A 13,936-nucleotide genomic window follows, 5' to 3' on the forward strand; every position below is an offset into this window, starting at 1 on the left:
AATCCAGACAGGGAGGATGAAATGACTCGGCGTAATTTCCGGCGCTCCGCGCTGCTCGCATTGCTATCGTCGGTGGCGGCCTTTCCGGCCCATGCGCAGGAGCGCGCGAGCACTGACACGGTGAGCGACGACAGCGAAGCGATCATCGTGACGACAAACCGCCGTGCGGAGAACCTGCAGGATGTCTCGGGCGTCGTGCAGGCGCTCGGTTCCGAACAGCTTCGCCAGGACGGCATTTCCGAACTGCGCCAGCTGCAGGTCGCGGTTCCGGGCCTCAGCATTGCCAACCAGGAAGGCAATGTCGAGATTTTCATCCGCGGCGTCGGCTCGGCCAACAACACGGAACTGGGTGATCCGGGGGCAGCACCGCACCTCAACGGGACCTACATTCCGCGCCCGCGCGGCCTGGGCCTGATGTTCTACGACCTTGACCGCGTCGAAGTGAACAAGGGACCGCAGGGCACGCTCTACGGTCGCAATGCGCTGGCCGGAACGCTCAACATCATCACCGCGAAGCCGCGTCTCGGCCAGTTCAGCGGCTATCTGCAGGCCGAAGCCGGCAACCGCTCTTCCAATGCCGCGGAAGGCGCGATCAACATTCCGGTGGGCGACACCTTCGCGCTGCGCGCGGCGGGCTACTACGTCAAACGCGATTACGGCTTCAAGAACGCTTCGACCGGAGAGCCGGCACGCGGCCTCAAGCCCGCCGGTCTCGAAGAAAACTACGCAGGTCGCCTGTCGATGCTCTGGGAGCCGACCGACAAGCTCAGCCTCTCGTTCGTCGGCGACTACGGCAAGGAAACGGGCACCGGCTATCCCGGAGCGAACATCTACAGCGCGGTGGTTGCAACCGGCCTGCGTCCGGAAGATCTGGACCTCAAGGACGTTGTCTATCGCGGTCTCCAGGGCGACATGTCGAACGAGCTATGGGGCGTTCAGGGCAAGATCAATTATGATTTCGGAACCTTCAGCGCCGAGCTGACCGGCAGCTATCGCTCGGTCGACTTCTACCAGGTCAATGCTTCGAGCGACGGCATCAACTATCCGGGCCGCGATCTCTCGGCGGTCCAGTACGACAACTTTTCCGGAAACTTCTGGCAGACCAAGTCGAAGAGCCAGGTTTACGAAATGCGGCTCTTCGCCAATGACGACCAGCGCCTGCGCTGGAATGTCGGCGGGTTCTACTTCAAGGAAGATCAGGCAGTGGGCTACCTCGCGCTCTCGGATCGCGGGTACTGCTGTTACTCGGCAACCGAGTTCGTGATGCCTGACGTGAACGGCGAAAGCTATGCGTTCTACGGTGACGGCACATACGACCTGACCGATCGCCTGCGCGTCATCGGCGGCCTTCGCTACACCAAGGAGAAGAAGTCGCGCTACGGCATCGGCGGAAACTGGGCGCTAACGCTCGGCGGCGAAGACTATGCCTGCTGTTTTGCGACGCGGATCGGCACCGAGGGCTTCCGCCCCGCGCTGCTCGATCGTCCCAACTTCGACGTCAGCGGCATCACGTCGAACCAGGGCATGGCGCAGTTCCTGATCGAGGGTACCAAGACCCCGGGTCTGCGTGACACGCTGATCGCCCAGATCGGCGCTATCGCCGACGGCACCAACCCGAACGGCACCTGCATCGACCGTCCGGATATCGACAATGGTTTCGTCAACTGCCCCACGAACAACCCTTCGGATCGCAACGGGGGCTTCAGCTACGCCAACCTGACCATTCCCGGCCAGCAGGTGGGCAGCTCGAAGTTCAACTTCGTCGACTGGCGTTTGGGAGTCGAATACGACCTCAGCGATGACAACATGGTCTATGCCAAGGTATCGACCGGACACAAGTCGGGTGGGTTCAACGACAGCTTCAACGGGTCGCTCATCCCCGAGACCTACAGCCCGGAAAAGCTGATCGTTTATGAAGTAGGCAGCCGCAACAGCTTCGATTTCCTCGGACGCAGGGCGGTCTTCAACCTGACCGGCTTCTACTACGATTACTCGAACCAGGTCTTCCAGGACCTGACCTGCATCAACCTCGACACGAGCCAGACACCCGCGGTCTGCAACGGGTACTCGCTGGTCAACCGCAACATCGGCGCTTCGCGCATCTACGGTGCGGAAGCCGAGTTGCGGTTCAAGCTGCCGGCCCACTTCGGTGTCGACGTGAACGCTGCCTATCTCAACACCAAGATCACCAAGGGCGTCGTTGCCGACGTGCGCGCTTTGGACAACAGCGCGGGCGGCAACTCGCCGTTGATCAGCCTAGTCGGCAATCGCCTGCCGCTGGCATCGAAGATGAACGTCTCCGCACGCCTGTCGCAGTGGTTCGACATCGGGGCGGCCCGCTTCGACTGGCAGGCCCTGGTCAATTACCGTTCGTCGTATTTCCTCAGCCAGTTCAACGAAACCGAGATCGTTTTCCTGGACGGAACCCGCCAGAACGCGCTGGAGGCGGGTTTCCCCGACCGCCAGAAGGGCTTTGCGACGGTGAACCTCGGCGCGGGCCTGACTATCGACAACCTGCGCCTCGAGGCATGGGCCAGCAACCTCTTCGACAAGGAAGTGTCTCAGAAGTCGCTGGTTGGCTCGGCGCTCAACATCCGCTTCCTCAACGATGCGCGCAGCTATGGCCTGCGTGCGCGGATCGACTTCTAAACCGAGACGGCAGCCGCCTGTACCGCCGCAAGGTGCTGCAGGCGGCTGTGTTTCCCGGATAACGGGCCACGCTGTATCTCGCAGGTTGGGCAGGCGGGCCTGATGGAATTTTCGGGCGCACGATTCGCGTCATGGACCAAGATTCGCGTCACGGACTAGGTCTGCCGGGCGCAGGTCGGTCGTGCGGCCGGTCCGCCTACCCCTGCGCTTTCGCAGTGACGCGATCTCGCCGATGAACGGCGTCTGACGGTCGGGCGGACCTGCCGAGGATGCGCATGACCGATGGCTGGATGCGCTGGCCAACCATCTCGAGATGCGTCTGGCGGATCGCGATTGAGCGACATCGCCAAGGGCACGGGGGGGCGTCCAACTGGCGTGAGCTAACGCGTCTTGCGCGGTTTGCAGCCGCAATCGATCTGCGGCTCGCCTCGTTTCCCAATCGTTTCAGCCGGTTCCATGCATCTGCGGGGTGATGCGAGCCGTTGTCGAGGCGCGGTCATCTCCCCCTTGTTGCAATTGCCTCTCGCGGTTTAGCTGCTATGCGAAATTCCGTGTCGGACCTCCCTTCATACCGTTCCACCCTTGCGGCCACGACGTTGGCGCTGCTGCTGGCGGGATGCACCGCGACCCAGGCAGAACTGGGTGGGTTGCAACCGGAGGCCAGCGCAGCCGAGGCGGGAAGCGAGGCTGCGGCGGCGGCAGACGGGGCGTGGCAGCCGCTGTGGTGGCAGACCGCGGGCGATCCGGTTCTGGCCGATCTTGTCGAACGCGGCCTTAAGGCCAATCCATCGCTTGTCTGCGACAGTCTCAGTCTGCAGGCCAGGGAACTTCAGGCCGATGCGGCAGCGCGCAAGTTGGGATCGCGTATCCAGCGCCTGTTCAATGCCAGCGCGAAGAATGCCGACGAAGCGGCCAGCCAGGCCCGCGCCTATCGCTATGCCGATCGCCGCGCCCATGTCGCGGCCGACATTGCCGTCGCCTATTTCGAGGTTCGGCGCCTGCAGGAAGTGTTCGACCTGCGTGCAAAAATGCTCGCGCAGTTCAACGATAACGCAGAGATCGCGGGATTTCGCCGCGAGGCGGGACTGGCACCGGGGCTCGATACCGGGCTCGCCGGTTCGCTGGTCTCGGTCACCCAAAGCGATCTCGATGCCTCGCGCGAAAGACTGGAAGCGGCCAAGCGCGAACTGGCGCGGCTGACCGGCATGGAGCTTGAAGGGCTGGCGACCGCGCTCGGCGATGAAGGGCAGGTTCCCGATATCGCCGCGAACGTTGCCGGCACGACGCGCCTTTCGGTGGCGCACCGGGCCGACCTGCTGGCGCTGGAGAACAGCCTGATCGCGGACATGACGCGCCAGAAGGTCACGCAGGAGGACCTCGACGCCGTACTCTCCGGCGATACCGAGACGGCGCCCGCGGATTCGCCCGCCGCGCTGGCGGTCGCCAAGTATCGCGAAGCGCAAAGGGATGCCTTTGCCGGGATGACCCGCGACCGCGAGGCGGTTGCGGCGGCGGCGGCGCGGCAGGCAAAGCTGGAAAAAAGCGGGCGCAGTGCCCGGATGACGGCGAAGGATGCGCGCCTCGCCTATCGCTCGGGAACCGGCGACTTCTCCACGGTTTACGTGGCGGAAGCGGCGGCGCTCGCCGTCGAGGAAGCGCGGATCAGGGCGCGGGCGGATCTCGCCACCGCCTCGATCCGCTTGTGGACGGCGCAGGGCCGCGGCTGGAGCGAGGCGGACCTTGCCGCGCCCGCCCCGGGCGTGGGTGTTCTGCCCGAGGTGACGGTCTGTGAGTGACAACGCGCATCATTCCCCGCTCGATATCTTCCTGGGCGCCACCCCGAAGCGCGCCCGGCGGCACCTTCTCAGCCTCGTTTTCCTGACGCTGGCGGCGATTGCCGTGGCCGTGCTGCTGGTGCGGTTCCTTACCGGGACGGACAGCCCCTATTATTCCGCACCGGTCGAGGTGGGGGATTTCGTTCCCCTGCTGGCCGAGAGCGGGACGATCCGGGGGCAGAAAAACATCACGGTCAAGGCGCGGCTGGACGGCGTCGTCGCTGCCGTGCCAGGACCGGCCAAGGGCAAGGTCGGCTTCGGTCAGGTCCTTGCGCGGATCGATGCCGATCCGGTCCGGCAGTCGCTGGAGATCGCCAAGGCCGATGTTGCGGCGGCGCAGGCCTCGCTCGATGCGGCGCAGGTTTCGGTGCAGGAAACCGCATCGCGGCTCGCCCGCTTCGAAAGCGTGTGGCGACGGTCGAACAAGCGCGTTCCCTCGCTCAACGAACTGGAATCGGCGCGGGCCGATGCAAGCCGGGCGCGGCAGGAGGAAGCCGCGGCGCGTGCCAGGCTGGACGCGGCGCGCTTGCGGGTGAAGGAAGGCACCGGCGAACTGAAGGCCGCCGTCGTGCGCGCGCCGATCGATGGCTGGGTGGTTGCACGATATGTCGAGCCGGGTCGCCGCGTGCGTGAAGGCGTGCCGCTGTTCGCGCTGACTTCCGGACTGGAGCGTCTCACGATCACGGTCCCGGTCGCCGGCAATGAAGTTTCGCAGCTGCGCCCAGGCGCCAGGGCAAGCGTGCGGCTGGAGGACAACCCCGAGGAAGAGCTTTCCGCGACGCTGGAGCGGATCGATGCCGATGCCGGTGGGCGCAGGGCGGTCTTCGTTCTCGAACAGCCCGGGAATCGGGTCACGCCCGGAACTGCGGCATCGCTGGAAATCCAGCTTCCCGAACGCAGCGACGTGTTGCTGGTGCCCAATTCCGCCCTCGAATTCGCGCCAGAAGGCTCGGTTGGTCGCGATCGGGACCGCATCTATCTCCTGAGCGATGACGGTGAACCGCGCCGTGTCTACGTGACCACCGGCGGCAGCGATGGCCGGCGCACGGAGATATTTGCAAAGGGGGTGGAGCCCGGCATGCAGGTCATCACCGGCTGGCGCGATGCTCCTGCGCAGGATGGCAGTCCCCGGTGACCGGCCGATTCGGTGGCCCCGGTGGTCCGATGCGAAACAAGGAACCGTCCTGTGCGTATTGCTGCCCGAGCTTTCGATAACAGCGAAGGTTGAGTGCCCTGTCTGACCAGTCCGGTGCCCGAGCACCTCATCATGTGCCCACAGAAGGCTTTTCGCTGACCCGTCGCGGTGCGGCCGGCCTTTTCATGACTCTCTTCGGAACGGCACTGCTGCCTGCGGGCGCGCTGGCGGCGCGCAGCAGGCTCGGGCCGGCGCGGCCTTTTTCGCACGAGGCGCTGGCGGCGCGTGCCCGCGCGCTGGCGGCCAGGCCTTATGTCACCCCGCCGGTCTCAGGCACTGCGGTTTCCGACTACGACGAGATGGTCAAGCTGACTTACGGCGAGGCGGAGGCGATTGCCGGGCATGTCCGCCTGTTCCCGGCGAGCAAGGCGATCGCGCCCTATGCCGTTACCATGCACATCGTCGAATCGGGCATGGCGCGGGAGATCGTCGATACCTCTCGCCTGTTTCGCGGGGGCAAGGATGCCGATGCGGCGGGCTTCCGGGTCATGGATGCCGACGGCCGTTCCGACTGGCTCGCCTATCTCGGCGCGTCCTATTTCCGCTCCTCGGGTTCGCGCGACCAGTATGGGTTGTCTGCCCGCGGCATCGCCATCGACACGGGCCTGCCGACCGGCGAGGAATTTCCTTCATTCCGCGAGTTCTGGATCGAGCAGCTCGGTGAGACGCGGCTGCGGATCCATGCCCTGCTCGATGGTCCCAGCCTCTCCGGCGCCTATCTCTTCGATTGCATGACGGGGGATCGGGGCGTCGTCCAGGACGTGACGGCCTCGCTGTTCTTCCGCCGCGACATCAGGCAGCTCGGCATCGCTCCGGCCTCCAGCATGTTCTGGTACGACCAGTCCGGCCCGCGCGGCGACTGGCGTCCGGAGATCCACGATTCGGACGGGCTGGCGATCCGGTCCGGCAATGGTGAACGGGTCTGGCGACCGCTGGAGAATCCGCAAGGCGCCACGCTCAGTTCCTTTCGTGCCGACGACTGCCGGGGCTTTGGCCTGATCCAGCGCGACCAGAACTTCGACCATTACCAGGATGACGGCGTGTTCTACGACCGCCGTCCCTCGCTATGGGTTGAACCCCGGGGCGACTGGGGCGCGGGCGCGGTCATGCTCTACGAGATGCCGACCGACGCCGAGACGCTCGACAATATCGCGATGTTCTGGTGCGGGGACGAACCGGCGATGGCGGGCGGCCGCCGCGATGTGGCCTATCGCCTGACGTGGACTTCCGACGATCCCAGTGCCGAGGCTGCCGCGCGGTGCGTTGACCTATTCGAAGGGCCGGCGGGGATTCCCGGGGCTGCCGCAATTGAAGACGGGCGCAAGTTCGTGTTCGATTTCGCCGGACCCGGTCTGGCCGGGCTGGATCGCTCCAGCGGCGTGGAGGCGGCGACCAACCTGCCTGCTGAGGCGCTGATTTCCGCCCATGCCTACCCCGTCGTCGGTCAGGAGAACCGCTGGCGGGCGATGCTGGACGTGCGCCCCGGCGCGACCGCGCAGAAGGAATTCCGGCTCTACCTCAAGCGCGGCGATGCCGCGCTCAGCGAGACTGTGATAAAGGTGCTGAAGTCATGACGTCATCCTTGCGCGAGCTTCCCGAGGAAGCGCCGCTGGAAATGCCGGTCCAGCGGCTGCACGGCAATCCTCCCGGCTCGATCGAGGTCGAGACCCGTCCGCATGGGCTGGTCGTCAAGCGCCTGCTCCTGATCGCGCTGACCGGCGTCATCGGCCTCGCCGCATCGAGCGAGCTGCGCTTCACCTTCTCGCGCGATGGTCTCGATCCGTTCGAGATCGTGCTGCTGCTGTTCTTCGTGCCGCTGTTCTGCTGGATCGCTTTCGGCTTCGTCAGTTCGGCGTTCGGCTTTCTCAAGCTTATCAGCGGTGAGCATCCCGGCTTCACCGCGATCCCCAGCCCTGCGTCCTCGCTGCGCCACCGCACCGCCGTGCTGATGCCGGTCTACAATGAAAGCGTCGAGGCGACCTTCGGGCGAGTGCGGGCCATGGCCCAGTCGATTCACGAGGCCGGCGGCGGCGAGTGGATCGACTTCTTCGTGCTGAGCGATTCGAACGAGCTGCACGGCAAGCGCGAGTTGGCCGTCTGGCGCGAGGTGGCGGCCGAGGCGAAGATCAAGGTCTATTACCGCAGGCGCGAGAAGAACATCGCGCGCAAACCCGGCAATATCGCGGAATGGGTCGAGCGCTTCGGCGCGGCCTACGAGAACATGCTGATCCTCGACGCAGATTCGCTGATGAGCGGCGATGCCATCGTCGGCATGGCCGCGATCATGGAGGAGCGGCCCTCGATCGGCCTGCTCCAGACAGTGCCGATGATCATCAATGCCCGCACCCTGTTCCAGCGCTGGATGCAGTTCGCCAGCGAGGCCTATGGGCCGATTTCGTCGGCTGGCCTGCTCTGGTGGTCGGGATCGGAAGCGAACTTCTGGGGCCATAACGCGATCGTGCGCACCCGCGCCTTCGCCGAGAGTTGCGGCCTGCCCGAGTTGCCCGGAAAGCCTCCCTTCGGCGGCCATATCCTCAGCCACGACATGGTGGAATCGGCGCTCTTGCGCCGCCGCGGCTGGGCCGTGCACATGGTTATGATCGGCGGCAGCTATGAGGAATTCCCGCCGACCGTCGTCGATCACGCCATTCGCGACCGGCGCTGGATGCAGGGCAACCTGCAGCACCTGCGTCTGCTTGATGCCTCAGGTCTCAACTGGGCGAGCCGCCTGCACCTGTTGATCGGCGCATCGGCCTATCTCACTTCGCCGGGCTGGTTCCTGCTGATCCTCACCGCCATCGCCCAGGCAGCCTCGCGCGGGAGTGACGGCTTTGTGGGCGTTGCACCGCCCAGCGTACTGTGGCTGACGGTGCTCCTGCTTTTCGGCCCCAAGCTGATGGGCACGATCTGGATGCTGGCCGATGCCGGACGGCGCAAGGCGTTCGGCGGGGTCGGCGGCATCCTCAAGTCGGTGGCGCTCGAAGTGCCGCTGGCTATCCTGATGGCGCCGGTAACGATGGTGACGCAGACCAAGGCGGTGCTCGGCCTGCTGCTCGGCATTCCCTCGGGCTGGACGACGCAGGTCCGCGAGGCGCGCCGCATCCAGGTGCGCGAGGTGATCCTGGACTTGCGCGAGCATATCGGCCTGGGTCTCCTTTTCGCCGCAACTGCCTTCATCGATCCGATGACGGCGCTGTGGCTTTCGCCGCTGACTGTGGGGCTACTGGCCTCTCCCTGGCTCGTCAGCCTCACGTCCAGCGAGCGGCTCGGCACGCAGGCGCTGGACCGCGGCTACTTCCGCGTGCCGGAGTGCGAGATCGCGCTCCCCGAGGAACAGGCGCCGGACGATCCGGCCGACGCGCCGGGGGCTGACCTGCCCGGGATCGGCTCGGCGAACTCCTGACCGTTGCAACTGCGGGCAAGTCTGCACATCTAGGCAGGGCACGGCCCCGCGCGTTCTGCACCGGGCCGATCCCGACACACCTGCTCGCCGCGACGGCGAAGGAGCTCATTGCAATGCCCGATCCTGCCAATCCCCTGCTGCCAACCGCCGAACTGCCGCGCTTCTCGCAAGTTCGCCCAGAGCAGGTCGGACCCGCGGTAGAGCAGGCGATTGCCGATCACACGGCGGCAATGGCAGCGATCAAGGCCGAACCTTTGCCCGATTTCCAGAACGTGTTCATGGCGCGCGAACTGGCCGATGCCGCGCTCGACCATGTCTGGGGCATCGTATCCCATCTCAAGATGGTGGCCGAGACGCCAGAACTGCGCGAAGCCCATGCCAAGGCGGAGCCGGTAGTCGTCAGCTATGCCATGGCCCTGGGGCAGGATGCCGAACTCTACCGCGCGATTGCCGCCCCTGCGGTGCGCGAATCTGCGCCCGACGATGCCGGTCGCCGCGCCGTGGACATCGCCCTGCGCAAGTTCGAGCTGGCGGGCGTGGCGCTGGAAGGCGAGGCCCGTCGGCGCTTCGCCGAGATCGGCGTCGAGCAGAGCCGCCTGTCCAGCGCCTTTCGCGATGCGGTGATGGATGCGACCCGCAGCTGGACCCGCGAACTGACCGAGGCCGAACTGGCGGGGCTGCCCGAAGTCGAACGCTCGATCCTCGCGGGCGCCGCGGCGGCGCAGGGCAAGAGCGGCTGGCTGGTCACGCTGGATGCGCCTGCCGTCCTTGCCGTCCTGACCCATGCCGATGACCGCGATTTGCGTGCCGAAGTCTACCGCGCCTTCAACACCCGCGCTTCCGACCAGGGGCCCGACGCCGGGAAATTCGACAACAGCGAAACCATGCTGCAGCTGCTCGAATTGCGGCAGGAGCACGCGAAGCTGCTGGGCTTTCCCGACTACGTCGCCTGTTCGCTGGCGCTCAAGATGGCCGAGAGCGCGCAGGAGGTGGAGCATTTTCTCACGGACCTCGCCGATCGTTGCAAGCCCAATGGCGCGCAGGAGCTGGCTGAGCTCGCCGCGTTCGCCAAGGAACTCGGGATCGAGGATCTCCAGCCCTGGGACGTGGGCTGGGCCAGCGAAAAGCTGCGCAAGGCACGCCACGATCTCGACGAAGGGGAAATCCGGCGGTTCTTCCCGCTCGACCGCGTGGTCGACGGCCTGCTCGAACTCGTCTCCGAGACTTTCGGCATCGAGGGCCGCGTCGTCTCGGGCATCGACAGCTGGAACGAAAGCGTCGAATACCTCGAGTTCACTGACAAGGGCGTGCCGGTCGCTGGCCTGTACTGCGATTACTTCGCCCGTCCGGGCAAAAGCGGCGGCGCCTGGATGAACGGCTTCCGCCCGCTGCTGCGCCGCGCCGGCGAGCGACAGAATCCCATCGCCTTCCTTACCTGCAACTTCGCCGCGGCGGAAAAGGGCAAGCCCTCGCTGCTCACGCATAGCGATGTCGTGACCCTGTTCCACGAGATGGGCCACGTGCTGCATCACCTGCTCAACGAGATCGACGTGCCCTCGTTGGGGGGCGTGCATGGGGTCGAATGGGACGCGGTCGAACTGCCGAGCCAGCTGATGGAGAACTTCGCCTGGGAGCCGGCTGTGCTGCGCCGCATCTCGCGGCATGTCGATACCGGGGCACCGCTCGACGATGCCCTGATCGACCGCATGCTGGGTGCCCGCCAGTTCCAGAGCGCGCTCAAGCTCGCCCGCCAGCTCGAATTTGCGCTGTTCGACCTGTGGATGCATCGCGAGACGCAGCCCGCTGCGGATACCGTGGCGCGTTCGCTCGATGCGGCCCGCAAGCGCGCGGCCCTGGTGATTCCGCCGGAATGGCACCGCTTCGGTCATGCCTTCCAGCACGTTTTCGCCGGGGGCTATGCCTCGGGTTACTACAGCTACTTGTGGGCGGAGCTGCTTTCGGCGGACGCCTACGAGCAGTTCTCCGAGGTCGGGAAGCCTGCCGAGGCCGGCGCGCAGTTCCGGCGTGAAGTTCTTGCCACCGGGGGTAGCCGCCCCGCGCTGGAGAACTTCGAAGCCTTCCGCGGCCGCGCGCCCGCGCCCGATGCGCTCCTGCGCCAGAAGGGTCTGCTCGCTGCCTGAGCAAAAAAAAAGGGAGGAGGCGCATCTTGCGCCCCCTCCCGATAGAAGTCCGCAGTCCGTCAGTCCTGCAGTCTTGAGGGTAACTCTTACAGGGCGATCACGCCGCCATCGTTCTTGGTGATGGCGATCACCGCCGAGCGCGGGCGCACCGTGGCGGCGGCCGAACCGGCCTGACTGTCGGGCCAGTGGCTGGTCGGGGCGGCGGGGGTGCCGTCCTCGCCCGGATGCTGGATGCCGACGAAGAGCGTGCGGCCGTCCGGGGTCATGTCGATGCCGGTGATCTCGCATTCGACCGGGCCGGTCAGGAAGCGACGCAAGTTGGCGGCGCTTGCCGCCGTGCCGACGATCGTGGCCTGCTGCGCGGTCGATCCGCCCGAAGCCTTGTTGGTAATCGTCTTCGCACCGCCGTCTCCGACGGTTCCCGGCATCGCTGCAAGCATCATGCAGTTGGTGCGGTCGGTCATCGCGCCGTCATCGGTCTGGATCCACATGACCGGCTTCACCTGTCCTGCCGGATTGGTCTTGCGCGAAAAGTACAGGCCGTCCGGGCTCGAGAAGTCGTTGTCGTTGGTCAGGCCCGAGATGTTGACGTTGACCGGGTCGGCATCGGTCGAGTCCGCACCGAAGAGATAGATGTCCCAGGTGAACGCGGTCGCCGCGGTCGTGTTCGCCTTTTCGCGCAGGCGGATGATGTGGCCGTTGGGGTTGCCGTAGCCGGTCGATCCCGAAAGCTTCGGATCGCCGTAGTGGCGCGGGTTGGCCGCATCGGTGCCGTTCAGCGGACGATTCGAAGCATTGTTGTTGGTGAGGGTAAGGTAGATCTCGCCGGTCACCGGATTGCCGGCAGTCCATTCCGGGCGGTCCATCGGCGTGGCGCCCAGCGCGTCCGCGGCAAGGCGGGTGTTGATCAGGATGTCGGCCTGGTCGGCGAAGACGTACTCGGGCGTCGAACCCTTGGCCGGACGGTTGGGAACCTGTTTGAAGACCAGCGGCAGCCATTCACCGGTACCGTCCGCGTTGAAGCGCGCGACATAGAGCGTACCGTTGTCGAGGTACTTGTCGCCCACGGCGAGGCGGTCGGCGGCATTGGCGTCGGCCGCATCCCAGTTGGCGTTCGAGACATACTTGTAGAGGTACTCGCGGCGCGAATCGTCGCCCATGTAGACGCCGACGGGTTGGCCAGCGGCGATCTGCACGAAGGCCCCTTCATGGCCGAAACGACCGAGCGCGGTGCGCTTGCGCGGCGTGGAAGCCGGATTGTAGGGATCGATCTCGACGACCCAGCCATACTGGTTCGGTTCGTTGCGATAGTCGTCGGCGGCGCTCGCGCCCAGGATCGTCGCGTTCCACTTTGCGAACATGTCGTCGCTCGGGGTCGCCTTCGACCATGAGAAGTTTCCGCTGGTGCTGGTCACGCCGTAGCGCGAAAGCGCAGTCAGTTCGCGGGCCGTGCGGGCAGTGGCGTCACTGGCGTCGCGGCGGAAGTAGAAGGCCCAGTTCTCTTCGCAGGTCAGATTGGTCGCCCAACCGCTGATGCCGTTGGCGCAGTTGTTGATCGTGCCGCGACCGGACTTGCCGTCCTTGGCGTACTTGGTGACCAGCATGGCCGAACCGGCAGCGGGTCCGTGCAGGCTCATCGGCGTGTTGGGCGTAATGCGGCGGTTGAAGCTGCTGTTCTGGACGTAGCTCCAGGTACGGTTGCCGGAGTCCTTGTACTCGGAAACGCTGACGCCGTGCGCCTCGATTTCCTTTCTGGCTTCTGCCGCCGGGCGCGAACCGTCGCCATTGGTGGTCGGGCCGTTCGGGTGCAGGTACTGCACGTTCAGGTTTTCGTGGTTCTGGACCATGAGGCCGCGGATCGAGCTGCTGTCGTCGCGCGATCCGGCTGCATTGAGGCCGAAGAAGTGCAGGGCGTCGCCGTGGTCGCCGATGCGCTGGGCGAAGTTTTCGTCCGATCCGTCGTTGGCATAGGCCGAAACGCCAGCGGCCAGCGGGTCGCCCAGGCGCGTCATCACCGTGACCGAATAGCCTTCCGGCACCGTCACGATGTCGTTCAGGTTCTTGGCAACGGCGGCAAAGCCGAGGACCGCCGGTGAGACGCGCACCGTGGTCGAGGCAGTCTTGCTGACACCGAAGATGTTGGTTGCCCGATAGGTGAAGACGAGATCGGTTGCAGCTTCCACGGCGGGAGCGATGAACGTCACTTCGTTGCCGCTGCCCATGATTTCGACGTTCGGTCCACTGGTCTGGGACCAGCCGGAAGACTTCAGCCCCTTGATCCCGGTGGCGCTGCCCGTGAGTGTCACGATGCGTCCTGCGCTTGTCGCCGCGTTGTCGCCGGCGCTGACCACCGGGCCCTCGCCGTTGCCGTCATCCGAACTGCAGGCGGCGAGCACGGCCGTCCCGAAGAAAGCCAGGCTCGAAGCCTTGGCGCCGCCGAAGATTGCCTGGCGCCGCGAGAAGCGCTCGGCCGCAAGGCTCTCGAGCGACGGGGTAAGGCTGTCGTTGGTGTCGACATCGCCATCCGAATAAGGGGTGGGAGGAAGCAGGTCGGTCATGGTTGCCCCGATGTTGTTGATCGAAGCCGGTTTCCTATGGCCCGATTGTGACACCCCATATCCAGTTCCGCGACAGCCCGGCGACGGCGCAATGACACTTTTGGGAAAGCGGAAGCGATCCACCGGCTGGCGGATCGGGGTTTCATGAAACTTTT

The 13,936-nt window shown here is 65.5% G+C and carries 7 protein-coding genes; 6 read left to right on the forward strand and 1 reads right to left on the reverse strand.

Features of this window, described 5'->3' with window-relative positions; all coding sequences use genetic code 11:
• Positions 1 to 21: 21 nt before the first annotated feature.
• The 6 genes from SPHV1_RS10040 (at position 22) to SPHV1_RS10065 (ending at position 11,223) form a co-directional block, all read left to right on the forward strand.
• The gene (locus tag SPHV1_RS10040) at positions 22 to 2,649 is read left to right on the forward strand and encodes a TonB-dependent receptor (RefSeq protein ID WP_054945894.1); all 2,628 of its coding nucleotides are present in this window, start codon (positions 22 to 24) and stop codon (positions 2,647 to 2,649) included.
• A gap of 551 nt (positions 2,650 to 3,200) precedes the next feature.
• Positions 3,201 to 4,445 carry a TolC family protein gene (locus tag SPHV1_RS10045; protein WP_231634614.1) on the forward strand — a complete coding sequence of 415 codons (1,245 nt, stop codon included), beginning with the start codon at positions 3,201 to 3,203 and terminating at the stop codon, positions 4,443 to 4,445.
• A complete protein-coding gene (locus tag SPHV1_RS10050; protein WP_054945895.1) occupies positions 4,438 to 5,619 on the forward strand; it encodes an efflux RND transporter periplasmic adaptor subunit in 1,182 nt (393 codons plus the stop codon). The genes SPHV1_RS10045 and SPHV1_RS10050 overlap by 8 nt, the downstream gene beginning before the upstream one ends.
• 185 nt (positions 5,620 to 5,804) lie before the next feature.
• Positions 5,805 to 7,253 carry a glucan biosynthesis protein gene (locus SPHV1_RS10055; protein ID WP_054945912.1) on the forward strand — a complete coding sequence of 483 codons (1,449 nt, stop codon included), beginning with the start codon at positions 5,805 to 5,807 and terminating at the stop codon, positions 7,251 to 7,253.
• On the forward strand, positions 7,250 to 9,082 hold the full coding sequence (mdoH, locus tag SPHV1_RS10060) for a glucans biosynthesis glucosyltransferase MdoH (RefSeq protein ID WP_054945896.1): 1,833 nt from the start codon (positions 7,250 to 7,252) through the stop codon (positions 9,080 to 9,082). Before SPHV1_RS10055 ends, mdoH begins: the two co-directional genes overlap by 4 nt.
• Positions 9,083 to 9,195: 113 nt before the next feature.
• The gene (locus SPHV1_RS10065; protein ID WP_054945897.1) at positions 9,196 to 11,223 is read left to right on the forward strand and encodes a M3 family metallopeptidase; all 2,028 of its coding nucleotides are present in this window, start codon (positions 9,196 to 9,198) and stop codon (positions 11,221 to 11,223) included.
• Between the two features lie 86 nt (positions 11,224 to 11,309).
• On the opposite strand, the gene SPHV1_RS10070 is transcribed toward SPHV1_RS10065, so the two are convergent.
• Positions 11,310 to 13,781, reverse strand: a complete 2,472-nt coding sequence (locus SPHV1_RS10070) for a PhoX family phosphatase (RefSeq protein ID WP_054945913.1) — start codon at positions 13,779 to 13,781, stop codon at positions 11,310 to 11,312.
• Positions 13,782 to 13,936: the final 155 nt, after the last annotated feature.

The sequence above is a fragment of the Novosphingobium sp. KN65.2 genome (genome assembly GCF_001368935.1).
Lineage (GTDB): Bacteria > Pseudomonadota > Alphaproteobacteria > Sphingomonadales > Sphingomonadaceae > Novosphingobium > Novosphingobium mathurense.